General features: G+C 63.0%; 19 protein-coding genes and 1 pseudogene. 9 read left to right on the top strand and 11 right to left on the bottom strand.

What is annotated here, in order from left to right:
* The 3 genes from Q0139_RS02070 to Q0139_RS02060 form a co-directional block, all read right to left on the bottom strand.
* Nucleotides 1–674, bottom strand: a 674-nt coding sequence (locus Q0139_RS02070) for a flagellar motor protein MotB (RefSeq protein WP_298016565.1), incomplete at its 3' end; no start/stop codon positions are given.
* The gene (locus Q0139_RS02065) at nt 560–1,081 is read right to left on the bottom strand and encodes a hypothetical protein (RefSeq protein WP_298016562.1); all 522 of its coding nucleotides are present in this window, start codon (nt 1,079–1,081) and stop codon (nt 560–562) included. The genes Q0139_RS02070 and Q0139_RS02065, both read right to left, overlap by 115 nt.
* A 21-nt stretch (nt 1,082–1,102) precedes the next feature.
* Nucleotides 1,103–1,429: an ABC transporter substrate-binding protein gene (locus tag Q0139_RS02060; RefSeq protein WP_298016559.1), complete on the bottom strand. Its 327-nt coding sequence runs from the start codon at nt 1,427–1,429 to the stop codon at nt 1,103–1,105.
* Between the two features lie 3 nt (nt 1,430–1,432).
* On the opposite strand from Q0139_RS02060, the pseudogene Q0139_RS02055 reads away from it, so the two are divergent.
* The 4 genes and pseudogenes from Q0139_RS02055 to Q0139_RS02040 form a co-directional block, all read left to right on the top strand.
* A pseudogene (locus Q0139_RS02055) lies at nt 1,433–2,248 on the top strand (enolase C-terminal domain-like protein); the annotation flags it as partial.
* A 184-nt stretch (nt 2,249–2,432) separates the two neighbouring features.
* A complete protein-coding gene (locus Q0139_RS02050) occupies nt 2,433–2,756 on the top strand; it encodes a septum formation initiator family protein (RefSeq protein ID WP_298016556.1) in 324 nt (107 codons plus the stop codon).
* Between the two features lie 227 nt (nt 2,757–2,983).
* On the top strand, nt 2,984–4,066 hold the full coding sequence (gene pdhA, locus Q0139_RS02045) for a pyruvate dehydrogenase (acetyl-transferring) E1 component subunit alpha (RefSeq protein ID WP_298016553.1): 1,083 nt from the start codon (nt 2,984–2,986) through the stop codon (nt 4,064–4,066).
* Nucleotides 4,066–5,463 carry a pyruvate dehydrogenase complex E1 component subunit beta gene (locus Q0139_RS02040; protein WP_298016551.1) on the top strand — a complete coding sequence of 466 codons (1,398 nt, stop codon included), beginning with the start codon at nt 4,066–4,068 and terminating at the stop codon, nt 5,461–5,463. The genes pdhA and Q0139_RS02040 overlap by 1 nt, the downstream gene beginning before the upstream one ends.
* A gap of 39 nt (nt 5,464–5,502) precedes the next feature.
* Here the strand turns inward: Q0139_RS02040 and Q0139_RS15495 are convergent, their stop codons facing one another.
* Genes Q0139_RS15495 through Q0139_RS02025 form a run of 3 tightly spaced genes read right to left on the bottom strand, consistent with a single transcriptional unit; the run spans nt 5,503 to nt 8,806 of the window.
* Nucleotides 5,503–6,513 (bottom strand): TadE/TadG family type IV pilus assembly protein, encoded by a 1,011-nt coding sequence (locus Q0139_RS15495; RefSeq protein WP_367180714.1) that lies wholly within the window; start codon nt 6,511–6,513, stop codon nt 5,503–5,505.
* Nucleotides 6,514–6,533: 20 nt separating this feature from the next.
* Nucleotides 6,534–7,247 (bottom strand): TadE/TadG family type IV pilus assembly protein, encoded by a 714-nt coding sequence (locus Q0139_RS02030; RefSeq protein ID WP_298016548.1) that lies wholly within the window; start codon nt 7,245–7,247, stop codon nt 6,534–6,536.
* Complete coding sequence (locus Q0139_RS02025) at nt 7,244–8,806, bottom strand: TadE/TadG family type IV pilus assembly protein (RefSeq protein WP_298016545.1); 1,563 nt, start codon at nt 8,804–8,806, stop codon at nt 7,244–7,246. Before Q0139_RS02025 ends, Q0139_RS02030 begins: the two co-directional genes overlap by 4 nt.
* Nucleotides 8,807–8,921: 115 nt before the next feature.
* On the opposite strand from Q0139_RS02025, the gene Q0139_RS02020 reads away from it, so the two are divergent.
* Genes Q0139_RS02020 through Q0139_RS02010 form a run of 3 tightly spaced genes read left to right on the top strand, consistent with a single transcriptional unit; the run spans nt 8,922 to nt 11,414 of the window.
* The gene (locus Q0139_RS02020) at nt 8,922–9,602 is read left to right on the top strand and encodes a squalene/phytoene synthase family protein (RefSeq protein ID WP_298016542.1); all 681 of its coding nucleotides are present in this window, start codon (nt 8,922–8,924) and stop codon (nt 9,600–9,602) included.
* Nucleotides 9,603–9,640: 38 nt separating this feature from the next.
* On the top strand, nt 9,641–10,099 hold the full coding sequence (locus Q0139_RS02015; RefSeq protein ID WP_298016539.1) for an EF-hand domain-containing protein: 459 nt from the start codon (nt 9,641–9,643) through the stop codon (nt 10,097–10,099).
* 31 nt (nt 10,100–10,130) lie between these two features.
* Nucleotides 10,131–11,414, top strand: a complete 1,284-nt coding sequence (locus Q0139_RS02010) for a M20/M25/M40 family metallo-hydrolase (RefSeq protein WP_298016537.1) — start codon at nt 10,131–10,133, stop codon at nt 11,412–11,414.
* On the opposite strand, the gene trmFO is transcribed toward Q0139_RS02010, so the two are convergent.
* The gene (gene trmFO, locus Q0139_RS02005) at nt 11,411–12,778 is read right to left on the bottom strand and encodes a methylenetetrahydrofolate--tRNA-(uracil(54)-C(5))-methyltransferase (FADH(2)-oxidizing) TrmFO (protein WP_298016534.1); all 1,368 of its coding nucleotides are present in this window, start codon (nt 12,776–12,778) and stop codon (nt 11,411–11,413) included. The two genes, Q0139_RS02010 and trmFO, sit on opposite strands and share 4 nt — an antisense overlap.
* 142 nt (nt 12,779–12,920) lie before the next feature.
* Here trmFO and Q0139_RS02000 point away from each other — a divergent pair, with 142 nt between their 5' ends.
* Entirely contained in the window at nt 12,921–13,595 is a 675-nt protein-coding gene (locus Q0139_RS02000; RefSeq protein ID WP_298016530.1) for a lysoplasmalogenase, read from the top strand.
* On the opposite strand, the gene Q0139_RS01995 is transcribed toward Q0139_RS02000, so the two are convergent.
* The 4 genes from Q0139_RS01995 to yaaA all read right to left on the bottom strand — a co-directional run bounded on the left by Q0139_RS01995 (nt 13,592) and on the right by yaaA (nt 18,815).
* Nucleotides 13,592–14,434 carry a TauD/TfdA family dioxygenase gene (locus tag Q0139_RS01995; RefSeq protein ID WP_298016527.1) on the bottom strand — a complete coding sequence of 281 codons (843 nt, stop codon included), beginning with the start codon at nt 14,432–14,434 and terminating at the stop codon, nt 13,592–13,594. The two genes, Q0139_RS02000 and Q0139_RS01995, sit on opposite strands and share 4 nt — an antisense overlap.
* 105 nt (nt 14,435–14,539) lie before the next feature.
* The gene (gyrA, locus tag Q0139_RS01990) at nt 14,540–17,245 is read right to left on the bottom strand and encodes a DNA gyrase subunit A (protein WP_298016524.1); all 2,706 of its coding nucleotides are present in this window, start codon (nt 17,243–17,245) and stop codon (nt 14,540–14,542) included.
* Between the two features lie 101 nt (nt 17,246–17,346).
* Nucleotides 17,347–18,036, bottom strand: a complete 690-nt coding sequence (locus Q0139_RS01985) for an SDR family NAD(P)-dependent oxidoreductase (protein WP_298016520.1) — start codon at nt 18,034–18,036, stop codon at nt 17,347–17,349.
* 20 nt (nt 18,037–18,056) lie between these two features.
* The gene (gene yaaA / locus Q0139_RS01980) at nt 18,057–18,815 is read right to left on the bottom strand and encodes a peroxide stress protein YaaA (protein ID WP_298016517.1); all 759 of its coding nucleotides are present in this window, start codon (nt 18,813–18,815) and stop codon (nt 18,057–18,059) included.
* Nucleotides 18,816–19,010: 195 nt separating this feature from the next.
* Here yaaA and Q0139_RS01975 point away from each other — a divergent pair, with 195 nt between their 5' ends.
* Nucleotides 19,011–20,300, top strand: a complete 1,290-nt coding sequence (locus tag Q0139_RS01975) for a tetratricopeptide repeat protein (RefSeq protein ID WP_298016514.1) — start codon at nt 19,011–19,013, stop codon at nt 20,298–20,300.
* Nucleotides 20,301–20,334 lie beyond the last annotated feature (34 nt).

The following is a 20,334-nucleotide window of genomic DNA, read 5'->3' as shown; positions in this document are numbered from 1 at the left end:
CCACGATAAGGGGTGGCATCGGCGTGGCCGCTGATGATCAGGCGGTTGTCGACCTTGGCCAGAATGGCCGCCAGGCGCTCGAGCAGCGTGGCGAAATGCGGGTCCAGTCGTGCACTGCCACGGCTGAACATGAAGCGCTGGGCATCGTCCTTGATCAGGATGCGCAGGCCCTGCGGCACCACCTGCACTTCGATGTTGGCCTCAGCGTCCAGTTGCAGCGCCAGCGCCTCCATCAGCTTGGCCAGATCCTGCATCTGCTGCGACTCGGCATAGTGTGGCCGGCGGGCGGGTCCCGGCTGGCCATCGCCCTGTTCAGCACCCGGATCTTCCTCGGGCGTGCGCGCCTGGTTTTCCCGGTCCTGGCGCGGGCTGACCTGCACCGGCACCCCATCGAGATCCAGCGGCGTGGTGCTGGTGCCGTCGAAGATGCCGGCACCACCATCGACCAATGGATTGTTCAGCTGGTCGGCATTGGCGCGGCTGGCGTCCTGGGTCTGCGGCTGGATGATCCACAGCACCATGAACAGCGCCATCATGGCCATGGTGAAATCGGCGAAGGCTACCTTCCAGGCACCGCCATGCCCGTCGTGGCCACCCTTTTTGCTACGACGTTTGATGATGATTTCATGGCCTTCACCGGCACGCGGTTCTCGTCGAGCTCGTAATAGCCCCATTGCTCGCCCGTGGTTGAAACCATCAGGAGGCGCAGGCCCGGACGCGCCGGGTCGCGCCAGGGGCCAAGGATCGTCAGCGGGTCCTCGATGTTGGTGCCGCCCCAGCCGGTGCCCGGCTCCGCGACCTGGAAATAGCGGCCCGGTGTGGACCGTCGGCCCTTGATACGGACGCCCGTGTCGGGCCAGTCGAGCACCTTGCCGGCCTGATGCTCGGAGACGACGCCGGTGATGTGGTCATCGACCACCACCACCTCATCCACCAGCCCCTGCCACTGGGTCGCGAACATGCCGATGGTGGCCGAGCCGCAGCCGACGCGCATCAGCTTCTCCGGCACCCCGTTGATGATCGGCGGCTGACCCGCCTGCACCACCACGGTCGCGCCCTCGTCGCAGATAATCTGCAGCATGCCGCTGAGCTTTCGAACACGCTAGCACCGGAACACCTCCAGCTTCTGGTATCCGAAGACGTTTGGATTGAGCAGGCTCTGCCGCGGGGTGGCCAATCCGAAGAAAACGTGCTTGGCGATGGCTTCCTTGTCGATGGCGTGAAGGATTGCCTTGCGAACACGAACATCATCGAAGGGCTTGCGCTTGATATTGAAGTGCATGAAGTGCGTCGCGTACCCAGGGTTCATCTGGATATTCAGCTTTTTGTTTTTGAGTATTTCCCGGATCGTCGCGCCCTGGAAGAAATAGGCAACATCGATATCGCCGCGCTCAAGCGCGAGCTTGGCGATGGGGTCTTTCCGGATCACCTTGCCGACAACCCGATCGATATCCAGGAATTCATGGTGATGCCGGTCGGCGCGCCCAGCATGTCCGACGCAATTCGCTGGGGCGCGGAGATCTTCCACACGCTTAAAAAGGAGCTGTCGGCAGCGGGGCATTCGACCGCGGTGGGAGATGAGGGCGGCTTCGCGCCCAATATCGGTTCGACGACCGAAGCGCTCGATTTCATCCTCGCCTCGATCGAAAAGGCGGGGTTTACCCCCGGCGAAAATGTGATGCTGGCGCTCGATTGCGCGGCAACCGAATTTTTCGAGGACGGCAAATACGAGCTGAAGGGCGAGGGCAAGTCGCTCGCCCCGGCCGAATTCGCCGACTATCTCGCCGATCTCACCGCGCGCTATCCGATCTTCTCGATCGAGGACGGGATGAGCGAGGACGATTTCGACGGCTGGAAGGCGCTGACCGATGCCATCGGCGACAAGGTCCAACTCGTCGGCGACGACCTGTTCGTGACCAACAGCGAGCGGCTCAAAATGGGTATCGAGAAGGGGCTCGCCAATTCGATTCTCGTCAAGGTCAACCAGATCGGCACGCTGACCGAGACGCTGGAAGCCGTAAAGATGGCGCACGACGCCGGCTACACCGCCGTGATGTCGCACCGCTCGGGCGAAACCGAAGACGCCACCATCGCCGACCTCGCCGTCGCCACCAATTGCGGCCAGATCAAGACTGGCAGCCTCGCCCGCTCCGACCGGCTGGCGAAATACAACCAGCTGATCCGCATCGAGGAAGAGCTGGGAGCCAAGGCGCATTATGCGGGGCGGGAGATTTTGCGGTCCAGCTGAATCGTTCAATCCAGAACCAAGAAGGGCAACGTCCGTAGCTCTGGATTGCCGCGTCGCCTTCGGCTCTTCGCAATGACGTTTCACCGGGAACGCCGGGATCGCGACTCGTCGCGCACCGGATTCCATTCGTCGCAAAAACGAAAATTCCCTTGAATCAACGAGTCGCTTCTGATTCAACGGAAACATGGCCAGCCGACCAAGAACAGTTATCCACACGCTCCGCGCCGCGGCGGCGCCGGCGCTGGCCTTGCTGATCATTGCGAACTTCGCCGGTTATGCGCTGCTCGGGCCGAACGGGCTGCTCGCCTGGGGCGATTATGCGCATCAGCGCGAGCAGCGCGAATTGCAGCTCGCCGAGTTGCAGGAAGAGCGCGCGCAGATCGCCAATCGGGTCGAATTGCTCGACCCGGATCGCGTCGATCCGGACTTCGCCGACGAGCTCGTTCGCCGCAATACCGGACAGATCCGTGAGGACGAGCATATCGTCCTGCTCGACGACGACGCCTGAGGTTTTTCCGGGACCGCCGACTCATTTTCGTCATTGCGAGCGAAGCTAAGCAATCCAGAGCTGCAATCGATAAGGCTTTTCAGCTCTGGATTGCCGCGTCGCCTTCGGCTCCTCGCAATGACGGATTTCTTTTCCGGGCAGGCAGGAACGCTCGTCACCCCCGTTGCGGAATCGGTGGCGCTCGGCCATATCGGCGCGGCAACCGAACGACCGGAAGGGACTCCGTCTTGGCCAAAGCACCGGCACCGAAAAAAGCCGCGCCGCGCAGGAAGCCTGCCGCCAGCAAATCCGCCACGCCCGCGACGCCCGAGCGCGAACGCCCCGCCGAGCCGAAGCGATGGGAAGCGGACAAGGACGAGCTGCTCGAATATTATCGCCAGATGCTGCTCATCCGCCGGTTCGAGGAAAAGGCCGGACAGCTTTACGGCCTCGGCCTGATCGGCGGTTTCTGCCACCTTTACATCGGCCAGGAAGCGGTCGCGATCGGGCTGCAAAGCGCGCTTGACGGCGATCTCGACAGCGTCATCACCGGCTATCGCGACCATGGTCATATGCTTGCCTATGGCCTCGATCCCAAGGAAATAATGGCCGAACTCACTGGCCGCGCGGCGGGCAATGCCGGCGGCAAGGGCGGGTCGATGCACATGTTCTCGGTCGAGAAGCGCTTTTACGGCGGGCATGGCATCGTCGGCGCGCAGGTGTCGCTCGGCACCGGCCTCGCTTTCGCGCATAAATATCGCGAGGATGGCGGGCTTTGCCTCGCCTATTTCGGCGACGGCGCGGCGAACCAGGGCCAGGTCTACGAATCGTTCAACATGGCGAGCCTCTGGAAGCTGCCGATCATCTTCGTGATCGAGAACAACCAATATGCCATGGGCACCAGCGTCAATCGCTCTTCGGCCGAAGAGCAGATGTTCAAGCGCGGCGAATCTTTCCGCATTCCGGGATTGCAGGTGAACGGCATGGACGTGCTCGACGTGCGCGGCGCTGCCGAAGTGGCCATCGAGTGGGTGCGTGGCGGCAAGGGGCCGATCATTCTCGAGTTGAAAACGTATCGATACAGAGGCCATTCGATGTCCGACCCGGCGAAATACCGGTCGCGCGAAGAGGTCCAGTCGGTGCGCGAGAAATCCGATCCGATCGAGGGGATCAAGAAGGATCTCGACAAGGCCGGGGTCTCGGAAGACGAACTCAAGGCGATCGACAAGGAGATCAAGGGTGTTGTCGGCGAGGCGGCCGACTTTGCGGAAAGCTCGCCCGAGCCGGAGCCCGAAGAACTCTACACCGACGTTCTGGTGGAGCAATACTGATGCCCATCGAACTCAAGATGCCCGCGCTCTCTCCGACGATGGAGGAGGGCACGCTCGCCAAATGGCTGGTGAAGGAAGGCGACACGATTTCCGCCGGGGATATCATGGCCGAGATCGAGACCGACAAGGCGACGATGGAATTCGAAGCCGTCGACGAAGGCGTGCTGGCGAAAATCCTGGTGCCCGAGGGCACCGACGAGGTTGCCGTCGGCACCGTTATCGCGATGCTCGCCGAGGAAGGCGAGGAGGCGGGCGACATCGAGGCGCCGGCCGAAACGCCCAAGGAGGAACAGCCCGTACCCGAGGCCGCCTCGACCGAGCAGGACGCCAAGGACGGCGATAGCTCCGCCAAGCCCAAGGAAAACGACACCCCCGCCAGCCTCTCCGTCGAGCCCGAAGTGCCCGAGGGCACGGAGATGGAGAAGCTCACCGTCCGCGAGGCGCTGCGCGATGCAATGGCGGAGGAAATGCGCGCTGACGACCGCGTTTTCGTGATGGGTGAGGAGGTCGCCGAATATCAGGGCGCCTACAAGGTGACGCAGGGGCTGCTCGACGAATTCGGCGCTAAACGCGTCATCGACACGCCGATTACCGAATATGGCTTTGCCGGCGTCGGCACCGGTGCGGCGATGGGCGGGCTGCGGCCGATCGTCGAATTCATGACGTTTAATTTCGCGATGCAGGCGATCGACCACATCATCAACTCGGCGGGCAAGACGAATTATATGTCGGGCGGCCAGATGCGTTGCCCGATCGTGTTTCGCGGGCCCAACGGCGCGGCGAGCCGCGTCGCCGCCCAGCACAGCCAGAATTACGGCCCCTGGTATGCGAGCGTGCCGGGACTGGTGGTGATTGCCCCATTTTCCGCTGCCGACTGCAAGGGGCTGCTCAAATCGGCGATCCGATCAACGGACCCGGTGGTGTTCCTCGAAAACGAGCTGCTCTACGGCCAGAGCTTCGACGTGCCGAAGATGGACGATTTCACCGTTCCGATCGGCAAGGCGAAGACGGTGCGGTCGGGCGACGATGTCACCATCGTCAGCTATTCGATCGGTGTGGGCTACGCGCTGCAGGCGGCGGAAAAGCTGGCGGGCGAGGGGATCGAGGCCGATGTCATCGACCTCAGGACGCTCCGCCCGCTGGACAAGGCGGCGGTGCTCGAAAGCCTGTCGCGCACCAATCGCATGGTCGTGGTCGAGGAAGGCTGGCCGACCTGCTCGATCTCAAGCGAGATCACGGCGATCTGCATGGAAGAGGGTTTCGACGATCTCGACGCGCCGGTCACGCGCGTGACCAATGAGGACGTGCCGATGCCCTATGCGGCGAACCTGGAAAAACTGGCGCTGATCGATGCGGACAAGATCGTCGGCGCGGTGAAGAAGGTCTGCTACAGGTAGATCGGCGGCGGACGCTTGCCCGCCGCCGATCCTAACCTGCTAGCACCAGCCGAATACGCGGCACCAGAACCCGCCGCCATTGCCACCACCGTTGGAGTTGCCTCCGCCGTTGGAATTGCCGCCGCCATTGGAGTTGCCGCTCGACGAGCCGCCACTGGAGGAACTACTCGACGATCCACCGCTGGACGAACTGGATGTCGAACCACCCGTCGACGAGCTGGTCGTCGACCCGCCGCTGGACGAGCTGCTTGACGTCGAACCGTCGCTAGAGCTGCCGCCGGAGCTTCCGTTCGGGCCACCGCCGCCCTGGCCCGGGTTGCAGTCGTCGGTGCCGTCTTCGTCATTGCCATGGCCGTCATTGGCATCACCGCAGCCGTCATCGTTCTGATACGGCTCGCCGGAGCAATCGTCATACCGGTTCAGGCTCTGCGTGTTGGTGATGTTGTTATTGTCGCGGTCCCTGACGATGAACGCGCTTTCATAGCGAATCGTGCGCTGACCGATGATACGGAAGCCGATCAGCGGCTGATAGTCGAAGGTCGCCTCGACGAACATCACGGCGGTTTCGTCGGGAGAGGTGATCTTGTTGCCGTTCGGCCCCAAGCCGTCGGCCAAGGAACTGTTTGTCCGGCCATCGCCCTCAACGCCATAGGCCGGGCCGACATCGAGATCGCCCATACAGCGCTGCCAGTTGATCATCTGGCCCTCGCTACCGCCGCTTCGTCCATTGGGTTCGAGCGAGGAGAGCACGATCCGGCCATGTTCTTCGAATTCGATCGGCTGGCCGATCAGGTCGGCGGCCGTGAATGCTTCGTGGATATCGGCTTCGTCCACGGTCGTTTGCGAACGGCCGGCATTGTCGGCCACCGTCATCGCGATCTGGCTGACGCGGAGATGTGCAAGGGCATAGTTGGCGGTTTCGAGCGCGCCGAAAAGGAGGGCGAGGACAAGGGGAAGCGCCATCGCGAACTCGGTCAGCGCCAGCCCGCGTTCGTCGCGTGCCAGCTCGGCATTCTTGCCACGATTGAAGATTTTCCGGAGGAATTTCATCTCACTTGTCCCAATTGCCGCTACAGAACTGCGTCAACGTCGACGCAGATCAGGCCTAGGAGGCAGATGCCGCCATCTTCTCCGCCGCCGCCACCGCCACCGCCACCACTGCCACCACCATTGGCCGCGCACAGAACAGCGGGATCGGCCTGCGATCCATAGGGCTGGGTGCGGACGACGGCGGCCGCGAACACCCGGTAATTGTCGGATACGCCGACCAGGCTCGTCACCGGCACGATACGGGGCCTCTCGACCATAACGCCGAAGAACACGACGTCGTCCGCGCCGCCCCGGCCTTCCGCGCCAGCATCGAGATCGTACGTTCCGTTGTCGTTGTAATCTTCCCAGCAATCGCCGTCGTCATAGGAACCGTTGCCGTTGTGATCGGTGACCAGCGGCTCGGCTTGGCCGACGTCGGAAAAGTCCTGATAGCTGAACTGTTGGAAGGTATATTCGGCATCTTCGCCGCCGACGCCTTCCATATGGTCGATCAGATAGGCTTCGACCCGTTCTTCGAGCGTGCCTCCTCCCGCATTGAACGCGGGATCCTCGACCGCTGCCAGTCGAGCGGTCTGGTTGACTGCGCCCTGCAGCGTCGAGCGCAGATAGTTCTGATAGCCGAGATCGAAGGCACCCAGCATGACAATCATCAGAGGAACGAGGATCAGCCCGAATTCGACGATCGTCGCGCCGCGGCGATCGTCACGAAGCCTGCGGAGAAGACGCTTGTTCATCGTGTCAGCCTCAGTCTGCCGATGCCCTGGCCGATCGCCTCGAAAACCTCTTCAAGATCGGAGCCGTCGCTGGTGAAGAAATGTTCACCGCTGGAGGCGCAAGGACGGATGTCATCGGTGTCGTCTTCATCGAGCGCAATTACCCAAATCGTCATACCCATGGATTTCGCGCGATTGCATGCGCTCAGAAAATGATTGATGTGTCGTGTATTTTGACCCTGACCACCCTGAAGCCGCTGTTCTTCAGTTTCATATCCATAGGCCGAATAGCCACCGGAGCTGACTTGGAGGCGCCCGTCGGTCAGAAACACGATGTGCTTGGAAACTGGGACGTCGTTGAACTCGGTCGGGTTGTCGCCCGCAAACATTCCCGTCGACGATAAATAGCGTGCCCCCCATGTGATCCCGATATCGTGGTAGGTGTTGCCTCCCACGGTCGCTGTCGCCGTCGCCGCGTTTACCGCGTTCTGATAGTCGGTTCGATTGCTGAAGGTCCGAAGTCGGCTGGCCCGTGCAGGGCAGGCCGACAGACCGACGGTATCCCCATCATCGTCTTCAACTTCCGATGGAACGTAACGGCCCCATTGCAGCGCCGTATCGCTGCTGCCACTCGCAATCGAGTCGATATCTGCCCTGCTGACAGATTGCTCGATCTCTATGGGCTGTGCTGAATTTCCCACAGTCGGTCGTTCTTCGATGCACGCACTGGAACTATTCCGCCAGGCGGAGATGCTCGACCAACTCGTGCTTGATATCGGGACTGCCCAAAGATCATAGACGTCGTCATAATCTCGGCAGGTGCCGTTGTTTCTATAGCGCGTACATACCCGTCGTTCCTGCCAGTAATGTGTTTCGTCTAGAATGTCGGTATCGCGAAGGTCGCCACCGACGTTAACCGTCATCGAATAAGGCATGAAGCCGAAACGGGTACGTGTGTCATTTGCGTCTTCCAACGCCTGATACAGCCCCATCGCACCCTCCCGCATTTGCTCGAGTTTCGAACCCGAGCGTGGGGAACAGCCGCTTTGTCCCGATCCGGCTATACAGTTCATCGAACCCGTCACGTCGAGCACGACCATGATGTCGTTGTTGCCATAGTCCTGGCTGGCGTCGCATTCGACGCTGATCGGAATGATCTGCTTGCCGAACATGCTCATGATCGTGGTCGGCACGTCCGCGCTGGCGGAGACTTCGACAGTGCCCTCGTCGGTGGCGCTCTGGTCGACTTCGTAGACGAGGTTCTGCGAATTCATTGTACCCGCAGGAAAATTGAATTCGAAGAAGCGCTCGCCCTCGGCCTGAGCGGCATCGCTCCACGTATTGCCGACCATTTCGCGGCGCGCGGCGAGGGCGGCGGCGTCGCAGGCATTCTGCAGCTTGGCCTGCGCCATATAGGCGCGGCTCATATCGAGACCGGAACCAACCATTGCGGCGATCGGCACCATGGCCGCCGCCAGCATCGCCAGCGTGTTGCCCCGCGAATCGGAGCGCAAACGACCGAGCAGAGACGGCTGGCCGCTATCTGCTTCCGCTTTTTGGCGTTTCCACCAATTCCGCATGGTCCCATCCCCGTTGATTCTGGGCACAATTGTGCCGGTTCTCAGCCGGTTCTGGAGCAACAAGCTTAAATGATGCTGTAGGCGCAGGGTTAATGCTCCGTTATCCAAGCGGCCGATGCCCGAAGCCGAACCCCTCCCGCCCCTTGGCGATCCGGAACGAGAACTGGCGCTGGCCTATGTTCGCGCCGATGCGCGGGATCGGATGCGCGCGCTTTGGGCCATCGATGAGAATTTCGGTGCGATCGTCGCCGGAACGAGCGAACCGGTCATCGGCGAGATGCGGCTGCTGTGGTGGCGCGAGCGGTTTGAACAATTGGGCGAGGCGGTTCCGGCCGAGCCGTTGCTCGGCGCGGTCGCGGATGCGCTGGGCGACGATCGGGAGACGGCGGCGCGATGGGGCGCGATGGCCGAGGGATGGCACGCGCTGCTCGCCGAAGAGGTGGACGAATCCGATCTTGCCCGCTTTGCCGAACAGCGCGGAGCGGGGCTTTTCGGGCTTGGCGCCGATATCCTCGGCGCGGAGGCGGCTGCGATCGTGCTGGAGGGCGGACGAGGTTGGGCGCTCACGGACCTTGCCTATCGCGCAGGCGACGAACCTCTCCGGCAACGCGCGCTGGAGCTCGCCCGGCCGCATCTCGACGCTGCGACAGCTGAGCGCTGGCCGAGGCGGTTGCGGCCGCTCGGCATGCTGGTGCAACTGGCGAAGCGCGATGCCGCCGCGCCGGGCAGCGAGCGGCGGCAGGGAGCGCCAGGGCGCGTGCTGCGGATGATGCGCCATCGACTGACGGGCCGTTAGCCGTTAGTCCTGATTGAGGGAACGACGGGGAGGGAGAGATGGGGCGCTATCTGGCCGGTGTGGCATCCTCGTTGTTGCTCGTCGCGGCAGGGTTCTTTCTCTGGCAGGGACTGGCGCAGGACGAAGACCGATTGCCGCCCCCTCCTGCACCTCCCGACGCATCGCCGTCCGATCCCGCCGAAGCCGCGCCGCCTGCGACGTCCGGCCCACCACCGCCCGAAGCGACCGAGTTGACGCGCGAACAGCGGCGCTTCTTCCGCTACGACCGCAACCGCGACCAGATCATCACCCGTACCGAAATGATGAGCAGCCGCACCAACGCCTTTCGCAATCTCGACACCAATGGCGACAATTACCTGACCTTCGAGGAATGGGCGGTGCGAACGAGCGAGCGGTTCGAAGGCGCCGATGCGGATGGGTCGGGCACGCTGACCCCCGCCGAGTTCGCGACCACGCGCCCGCGCCGCTCGCCCAGCCGAACCCGCTGCAACTGTTGACCTTTGCGTGGCAAGCCGGGATGGCAGGGGCATGACACATAAAGCCCTGCTTCTCGTCGCTTCGCTGGCGGCCTCGCTCCCCCTTGGCGCCCAGGCGCAGACGCCCGATGTCGATGCCGAACTGGCGGCGCTGGCCAACGATCCGCGCATGGCGGAAGCGGCATCCGTCATCGCCGCGCAGCACGATCAGCGTCTGCAGGATCTCGTCACGCTGACCGAAATTCCGGCGCCGCCTTTCGAGGAAAACGAACGCGCCGAGGCGCTTGCCGCCATGATGCGCGAGACGGGTTTCGGTCCGGTGGAGATCGACGAAGCCGGTAATGTCGTTGCGCGCAGGGTAGGCGCGGTTGGCAATCGCTCTGTTGCGGTCGTCGCGCATATCGACACGGTGTTTCCGGCGGGTACGGACGTGACCGTCACGGTCGAAGGCAACCGCTACACGGCCCCGGGCATCGGCGACAATACGCGCGGCGCGATCATGCTGCTCGAGCTGGCCACCGCAATCGCGGAGGCCGGCATCACGACCGATGCGGACCTGCTGCTGATCGGTAATGTCGGCGAGGAGGGGCTGGGCGATCTCAGCGGCGTGCGGCATCTCTATCGCGAAGGCGCGGACCACCCGGATTCCATGATCGCGATTGACGGCGGCGAACCACAGCGCCTCGTGACGGGCGCGATCGGATCGAACCGTTACCGCGTCACTTATCGCGGCGCCGGCGGGCACAGCTGGGGCGATTTCGGCGCCGGCAATCCGCACCATGCCGCTGCGCGCGCCATCGCGCTGTTCGACGAGCGCGTCTGGCCGGTGACGCAGGAAGGTGACCGGTCGAGCTACAATATCGGCCGGATGGGCGGTGGCACGTCAGTCAATTCGATTCCCTTCGAGAGCTGGTTCGAGGTCGATATGCGGTCGGGCAACCCCGAGCGGCTGGCCGCGCTCGACGAGGTGTTCCAGGAAACGATGCAGGCCGGTCTCACGGCGGAAAACAGCCAGATCGCCGGCGGTGCGCCGCTGACGATGGAGATCGAGGCGATCGGCCAGCGCCCGGCGGGGCAGGGCGATGCCGAATGGCCGCTCGTGCGCCGCGCGATAGCCGTGCTGCGCGACGACGGTATCGAGCCGCAGACCGCTGCCTCGTCGACCGATGCCAACATCCCGATTTCGCTCGGCGTGCCGGCGATCACGATCAGCCGCTGCGGTTCGGGCGGAGGTGCCCATTCTCCGGACGAATATTGGATCGATGACGAGGATGTCGTTCCGTGCACCGTTCGCGGGCTCGAGATCGTCCTGCTGGAAGCGGGGTTGACCGATTAGGCGGCGATGGCCCGGCCCAGCCCTGCCGCCCATGACACGAACTCACGACGAGCTCGGCCCGTATAGGCTTCCTTGCGCTGCTTCTTGTGCACCCGCTCGTCGAGGTCGGGAAAAAGCCCGAAATTGACGTTCATCGGCTGATAGTCGCGCGCATCGGCACCGCCCGTTATGTGGCCGAGCAGTGCGCCGAGCGCCGTCGTTTGCGGCGGAAGCGGCATGGCCTTACCGGCCATCTCGGCGGCGGCGAGCCGTCCCGCCATCAGGCCGACCGCACTGCTTTCGACATAGCCCTCGCAGCCCGTGATCTGGCCGGCGAAGCGAATATGCGGCGCAGATTTCAGCCGCAGCTCGCCGTCGAGCAGGCGCGGTGAATTGATGAAGGTGTTGCGATGGAGCCCGCCCAGCCGCGCGAACTCGGCCTTTTCGAGGCCAGGGATCGTGCGGAACAGCTCGATCTGCGCGCCGTGCTTCAGCTTGGTCTGGAAACCGACCATGTTCCACAGCGTGCCCAGCGCATTGTCCTGCCGCAGCTGCACCACGGCATAGGGCCAGCGGCCCTTGGGATGTTCCGCGGTTGCGGCATGCGGATTGTCGAGCCCCACCGGCTTCATGGGGCCGTAGCGGAGCGTGTCGACCCCGCGCTCGGCCATCACCTCGATCGGCATGCAGCCATCGAAATAGGGCGTGTCCTTCTCCCAGTCCTTGAATTCGGTCTTCTCGCCTTCGATCAGCCCTTGGTGAAAGGCGAGATACTGCTCCTTTGTCATCGGGCAGTTGATGTAGTCGCCCTCATCGCTTTCGCCCTTACCCCAGCGCGAGGCCATCCAGGCGATATCCATGTCGACGCTGTGGCGATGGACGATTGGCGCGATCGCATCGAAAAAGGCGAGCGCATCCGCGCCCGTCGTCGCGCCGATACTCTCGGCGAGCGACAGCGCGGTGAGCGGTCCGGTGGCGACGATGGTGAGGCCGCTGTCGGGCAGCGTATCGACGCGTTCGCGGACGATCTCGACATTAGGATGTTCCGATAGCGCCTGCGTCACGGCGTCCGAAAACCGGTCCCGATCCATCGCCAGAGCCGAACCCGCCGGCACTTTGTGCGTGTCGGCGCATCGCATGATCAGCGAGTCGAGATCGCGCATTTCTTGATGCAGCAGACCGACCGCGTTGCGTTCGGCATCGTCCGATCGAAAACTGTTCGAACAGACGAGTTCGGCCAGGCCATCGGTCTGGTGGGCAGGCGTCATATCCCCGCCACCGCGCATTTCGAAGAGGCGAACCTTTCGCCCTTGCGAGGCAATCTGCCAGGCGGCTTCGGAGCCTGCGAGGCCTCCGCCGATGATCGTGATGGTTCCGTCAGTCATGGTGTCCGTGCGATATCAGTTCGGTTGCTTCTTAGGGAAGCGGGGGCGTGGCGATGCTCTCATGCCCGGATTGGCCAAGTCATTGAGCGTCGCTTTCGCTGCCGCTAAGGCCATTAGCACAGCGAAGAGGGCGGACGACAGTATGGAATCCGAACGACCGACAGGCGGCACATCGGCGAATCTCGTCCTCATGCTCGCGCTCGTTGCGGGTTTGAGCTTCTACGCGTCCAATTGGCTTGGCCAGATTCCGGAACCGGCCTTGTGGGCATGGAAGGGCGCCGGTGTGGCGGTCCTCGCATTTTGGGCCGCATTGAATGCCCGTGCTCTGGACGGATGGCTGATTGCGCTGGTCATGGCCGCCGGTGCGACGGGGGACGTGTTGATCGATGCGGTATCGCTTGAAGCCGGTGCGATCGCGTTTCTCGTCGGCCACCTGATCGCGATGCTGCTCTACTGGCGCAATATCCGACCGTCGCCTTCATCGAGTCAGCTGATCCTCGCGATCGTGCTGGTGCCAGCAGTGATCTGGATCGCCTGGTCGCTACCCGCCGATCGCGATGCGGCACCGGGCGTTGCACTCTACAGTGCCGGGCTGGCGTTGATGGCGGCGCTGGCTTGGATCAGCCGCTTTCCGCGCTACCGGACGGGGATCGGCGCAATGCTGTTCGTCGCGTCGGACCTGCTGATTTTCGCGCGCATCGGGCCGTTCGAACAGTCGATGCTGCCGGGCCTGCTGATCTGGCCGCTCTATTTCCTCGGCCAGGCGATGATCGCGGTTGGGGTCGTGGGGACGCTTCGCACCGAACCGGCGGACTAGGCCGGCTGCGATCCGATAGTCGTGCGGTGGAGCAGCCGCGCATGGCCTTCATAGCCGCCCGTCGCGCGGTGCAGGACCGAGCGATTGTCCCACATGACGAGCATGTTCGGCTCCCATTGATGCCGGTAGACGAATTCGTCGCGAGTCTGCCATTGGTAGAGCTCCATCAGAAGCGCCAGCGCCTCGTCCTGCTCCATGCCTTCGATGCCGGCGATATAGCCGATACAACTGTAGAGCCCCTCGCGCCCGGTTTCCGGATGTTGGCGGATAATCGGGTGGAGTTGCGTCGCTTCGGCATCTGACGAAGGCCGGATATCCATCGAGCGCCCCTTGGCCCGATCCGCCTCGCCATAGGTGCCGTCGGGCGAATAAGCGTTCTTTGCCGAATGGATCGCCTGCTTGCCCTCGATCTTCGACCGCAATTCGGCTGGCATCGCCTCGAGCGATGCATGCTGGTTGGCGTAGAGCGTATCGCCGCCGGTCGGCGGGATGGTGATGCCGTAGAGGCACGTGCCGGCGGGCGGGTGCTCCTGAAAGCTCCAATCGGTGTGCCAGTTTTCGGCGAAGAGCGGCGCCTGCTCGTCGGCCTCGCGCTTCACCGCGATGATGTGCTCGCGGCCCGGAATCGGTGCGATGAACGGGTCTTCGCCGAAAGGGCCGAAGGCGAGGGTGAAACGTTCGAGATCGTCGTCGGCCAGTTGCTGGTCAGGAAAGGCCAGGACATGGTGCTCGAGCCAGGCGGCGCGGATATCGGCGATGGTCGTGTCGTCGAGCGGCTTCGACAGGTCGAGCCCGGCGATCGTCGCACCGCAGGCCTGGCCGGAGGGGGTAATCTCCATTGAAATCTCCGATTGGGCTGAGCCTGTCGAAGCCCTGCTTTCTTTCTGTCCAGCAGTTACGAGAAAGGGCAGCCCTTCGACAAGCTCAGGGCAAACGGACCGATATCATTCGCCGTCTTCCTCCGAAATTTCCGCCGCCACGGCCTCTTCGGCCGCGTCTTCCGGCTCCTCTTCTTCGTCGATCAGCGCGACGGCGACGACATTCTCGCCCTTGGCGACGTCGATCAATGTTACGCCCGCCGTGCTGCGGCCCATGACGCGGGTGTCGGAGACGTTCATGCGGATGAGCTTGCCCTGATCGGTGATGATCATGACCTGGCTTTCGTTGGACGCCGGGAAGCTGGCGACGACCTTGCCGTTGCGCCTGATGTTGTCGATGTTGAGCACGCCCTGGCCGCCGCGACCGCTCTGGCGATATTCGTAGGAGCTCGAGCGTTTGCCATAGCCATTGGCGCAGACGGTCAGGATGAATTCCTCGACCGCGGCCATCTGCTCCATCCGGTCGGCGGGCAGTTCGGGATCGTTGTCATTATCCTTCCACGGCGCGGCGCGCAGATAAGCGTCGCGTTCCTCGATCGACGTGTCGGCGGCGCCCATGACCGTTAGCGAGATCACCTCGTCGTCGCCTTTGAGCTTTATGCCGCGCACGCCGGTCGAAGTGCGGCTCTTGACCGGATTGACCGCCTCGGCAGCAAAGCGGATCGCCTTGCCGTTCTTCGTCGCGAGGAGCGCGTCGTCATTCTCTCCCAACAGCGCAACGCCGATCAGCTTGTCGTCGCTGTCCTCGTCGAAGCGGATCGCGATCTTGCCGTTCGACGGAATGTTCTCGAACGCATCCATCGAATTGCGCCGCACGTTGCCCTTTGCGGTGGCGAACATGACGTGCAGCTTTTCCCATTCCGCCTCGTCTTCGGGCAGGGGCAGCACGGTGCGGATATATTCGCCCTCTTCGAGCGGCAGCAGGTTCTGCATCGGCCGTCCGCGCGTCGCGGGTCCGCCTTCGGGCAGTTTCCAGACCTTGAGCCGGTAAACCTGGCCCTTGTTAGAGAAGAAAAGCACCGGGGTGTGAGTCGAGGTGACGAAGAGGCGGACGACGACATCCTCGTCCTTCATCGCCATACCGCCGCGGCCCTTGCCGCCGCGCCGCTGCGCCCGGAAGGTCCCGAGCGGGGTGCGCTTTATATAACCTTCATGGGTGACCGTGACGACCATTTCCTCGCGCGCGATCAGGTCCTCATCCTCGATATCGAAGTCACCGGCGGTGATTTCCGATTTGCGCGGCGTTGCATATTGTTCGGTGATCTCGTCGAATTCCTCGCGCATTACCTGGTAGAGTTTCGCACGGTCGCTGAGGATGGCGAGCAATTCCTCGATCGTCGCGGCAAGCTCGCGCAGTTCGCCGGCGATCTCGTCGCGACCGAGCGCGGTCAGGCGGTGGAGGCGCAGGTCGAGGATCGCCTTCACCTGGGTCTCGGAAAGCTTGTAGATATCGCCCTCGATCTCCGCCTCGACGGCCTCGACGAGTTGGATGTACGAACGGATCTCGGCGATCGGCCATTCGCGGGCCAGCAGCGAGGCGCGGGCTTCTGCCGGATTGGCGGAAGCGCGGATGATCCGCACCACCTCGTCCATATTGGTGACGGCAACGACGAGGCCGAGCAAGATATGCGCGCGCTCGCGGGCCTTGAGCAGCTCGTATTTCGCGCGCCGGGTGATGACCTCTTCGCGGAATTTGACGAACGCCTCGATAATGTCGCGCAGCGTCAGCGTTTCGGGACGGCCTCCGCGGATGGCGAGCATGTTCGCCGGGAAGCTGGCCTGCGCCGGCGTATGGCGCCACAGCTGGTTCAACGTGACTTCGGGTGACGCTGCTTTTTTGAGGTCGATGACGATGCGGACGCCTTCGCGGTTCGATTCGTCGCGGATGTCGGAGACGCCCTCGATCCGACCTTCCTTGGCCGCATCGGCGATCTTCTCGACCAGTCCCGACTTGCCGACCTGGAAGGGGATTTCGGTCAGCACGATCGACTGACGATCGCGCCGTTCCTCGATCTCGTGCCGCGATCGCATCATGATCGAGCCGCGACCCGTCTCATAGGCCGCGCGGGCGCCCGAACGGCCGAGGATCAGCGCGCCGGTCGGGAAGTCCGGCGCAGGCACGATTTCCATGAGTTCGGTGCTCGTGATCGCCGGATTATCGATATAGGCGCGGCACGCATCGAGCACTTCGCCCAGATTGTGCGGCGGCACGTTCGTCGCCATGCCGACGGCGATGCCGCCCGCCCCGTTGACGAGCAGGTTGGGGAAGCGTGCGGGGAGCACCTGCGGTTCGCTGCGCGAGCCATCGTAATTGGGCGTGAAATCGACGGTGTCCTTGTCGAGATCGTCGAGCAGCGTCATCGCCACCTTGGCCATGCGCGCTTCGGTGTAACGCATGGAGGCCGGCGGATCGGGATCCATCGATCCGAAATTGCCCTGACCGTCGATCAGCGGCACGCGCATCGACCAGTCCTGCGTCATCCGCGCGAGCGCGTCGTAAATCGCGCTGTCGCCATGCGGGTGATAGTTGCCCATGACGTCGCCGACGATCTTCGCCGATTTGCGATACGGTCGCCCGGCGACGAAACCGCCTTCGTCGCAGGCATAGAGGATGCGGCGATGGACGGGCTTCAGGCCGTCGCGCACATCGGGCAGCGCGCGGCTCACGATCACGCTCATCGCGTAATCGAGATAGCTCGTCTTCATCTCGTCGACGATGCTGACGGGACTGATATCGGATGGGGCCGCGAGGGCCGTTTCGTCTTCGCTCAAAACTGGTTTTTCCGCAATGGATGATGTGGCCGCAGCCTAGCAAAATGCTGGCGAAAGGGCCATCGAAAGGCCCGCTTTATCCACAGTTGCCGACCCATGGTTCAGGGCGCGATTTCCTCGCCGTCCCAAGCGAAGATGCGACCTGAGTCGGCCGGTTTCAACCCGTCGATGACGTCGAGCAGCTGAAGCGCCGCTCTTTCGCGGTCGAACAACTGTTTTGCGGGCACATTGCGCTGGAACGGTTCGCTGAGCGGCGTGTCGACGGTGCCGGGATGAAGCGCGACGATAATCGACCGATCGTTCTTGCGTTTCTGTTCGATGGCGAGATTGCGGATCATCATGTTCAGCGCGGCTTTCGAGGCGCGATAGCCGTACCAGCCGCCGATCCTGTCGTCTGAAATGCTTCCGACGCGCGCCGAGAGTGCCGCGAAGACGCAGCGTTCGCTGCGCGGCATCAAGGGCAGAAAATGCTTGGCGACAAGGGCGGGGCCGATGGTGTTCACCGCGAAATTGCGGGCCAGCCAGCGCGGATCGAGTTCGGCAATCGATTTTTCGGGCTGACGCTCGCCATCGTGCAGCAGGCCCGTTGCGACGAAGACGAGCGAGGGTTCGCCGTCGATCCGGGCCGCTGCCGCCGCGATGCTCGCCTCGTCCTCGATATCGATATGCGCCTCGCCGCTTCCCGAGCGGGACAGGCGGATGACGTGATCGAACTGATCCTCGTCGTCGAGCGTGTCGGCGACAGCGCCGCCAATTCCGCCCGAAGCGCCGATCACGATCGCACTGGACATCGCGTTGCGGCGCTTTCCGCTCAGCCGCGAACGAAGCGCCAGCTATTCTCGTCCGCCCCTTCTTCCGTGAACGCATAGCCGTCGCTGTCGAAATTCTTGAGCGCTTCGGGATCCTCGAGCCGGTGTTCGCAGATATAGCGCGCCATCATGCCGCGCGCGCGCTTCGCCTCGAAGCTGTTGAAGCGCAGCCCGTTGGGGCCATTCTCGCGAAAATCGATGGCGATGACGCGGGCCGATTTGGTCGTGCGCGATCCTTCGACAGCGGCCCAATATTCGTGGCTCGCCAGATTGACGATCACGCCCGAGCCATCTTCCTCGAGATCTTCGGCGAGCAGCCCTGCGATCTTCGTCCCCCAGAAATCGGTGAGCTTCTTGTATCGCGGCGCCCATTTGGTGCCCATTTCGAGCCGATAGGGGCGAATTTCGTCCAGCGGGCGCAAGAGGCCGTAAAGCCCTGACAGGATACGCACATGGTCCTGCGCGAAGCGAATGGCTTCGTCGTCGAGGCTTTTCACCTCGAAACCCGCATAGACATCGCCATTGAAGGCGTAGATTGCCGGGCGTTCTGGCTGCGACCAGAAATCCTTGTAGCGGCCGTAATTGAGCTCGATCAGCTTGTCGGATACCGGCATCACCTCCTGCAATTTGCGTTTGGTGAGATTGGATGCGGCGGTGACGAGACGTTTGGTCTCCTCGGGAAAGCGCGCTTCGGTGGCCGTAGGCGGTGAAATTTCGCTGTCGAAGTCCAGCGATTTGGCGGGGGACATCAGTGCTAGCATGGGCGATGCGTTAGCGAGTTGGCCGATAGTCGTCAAAAGCCCGTTCCACGCCTTTGCGGTGGTTCAACGCGCGTTCAGCGGACGCATGCGATACATAATCCATCGACGCGCAACTTGTGCCGCCTTTCATCCGTTATTAGCAGGATCGGGAACGCAAAGCTCTTTTGCGCAAATCTGTTTGGGAGACAAGCACCAATGAAATTCGTTTCGAAATTCACCCTCGCCACCGCAATGGCATTCGGCATGGCAGCCGTCGTACCGATGGCGCCGGCCAGCGCGCAGGAAGAGGCCGCACAGTTCAACGCCGCCAATATCAGCGAGGCCGTTCGCGGCCCGGTCGCGGCTGCGCAGACGGCGCTGCAGGAAGAGGGGACCGATCTCGCCGCTGTCCGCGCACAGCTCGAAACGGCTGCCGGCGCGATCCAGAACAATGACGACCGCTTCATCGTCGGCCAGCTGATGCTTCAGCTCGGAGTTAAGATGCAACAGGCCGGCCAGCCCGCCGATCAGGTCCAGACCGTGCAGGGCCGCGGTCTTCGGCTTGCGGTCGACAGCAATCTGCTGCCGACGGCCCAGCGTTCGACCTATTACGGTTTCCTTGGCAATATGGCGAACCAGGCCGAGAACTGGCCCGAAGCGATCGAGGCCTATACCGAAGCCCTTCGTTACAATCCGAACAACGCCGATGCCGCGATCCAGCTCGCGCTTGCCCAGTTCCGCAGCAACAACAATGCGGCGGGCTATGAAGCCGCCGACCGGGCTTTTGCCGCCGCGCAGGAAGCCGGCACCGACATCCCGGCAAACTGGGTAACGGTACCGCTGAATGCGGCGATCCAGGCACGCGATGTCGAGCGGATTTCGACCTACGGCCCGCTGCTCGTCAGCATCGAGCCGACGCCGGCGGTCTGGAGCCAGACGCTCCTCGGCTATGCATCGGCGGCGCGGCTCGACGACCAGGCGACGCTCGATGTGATGCGGCTGCTGCGGGCCGCCAACGCGCTCGATCAGGCGACCTATACCGAATACGCCAATCTGGCGCTCCGCCGCGGTTATCCCGGCGAAGCGCAGAGCGTGATCGAAGAAGGCCAGGCTGCCGGCGTGACCTTTGACGGTGAAACGACTTCGGAAGTCCAGAGCCGGCTGAGTTCCGACCGGTCGTCGCTTGGCGAGGCGCGGGCGTCGGCAGCCAGCGATGCCAATGGCATGGTCGCGTTGAACACGGCCGATGCCTATGTCGGCTATGGCGAATACGGTCCCGCGATGGAGCTTTATCGCCTCGCCAAGGAGAAGGGCGGTATCGACACCAGCCCGGTGGACCTGCGCATGGCCGCTGCTCTTTATGCGCAGAATCAGACCGCCCAGGCGCGTCAGGCGTTCGAATCGGTAACGGGTTCGCGCGAAACGCTCGCCAAGTTCTGGCTGGCATGGCTCGATCAGCAAGGTGGAGCGGAGGCTGCAGCCCCGGCCGAGAGCGCAACGGAATAGGGTGAATAAGCGGGGTGCGGCAGGCTGGTCTTGC

Source organism: uncultured Parasphingopyxis sp. (genome assembly GCF_937129435.1).
GTDB lineage: Bacteria > Pseudomonadota > Alphaproteobacteria > Sphingomonadales > Sphingomonadaceae > Parasphingopyxis.
The sequence above is the reverse complement of the archived record's forward strand: the minus strand, read 5'-3'. Positions and strand labels throughout refer to the sequence as shown.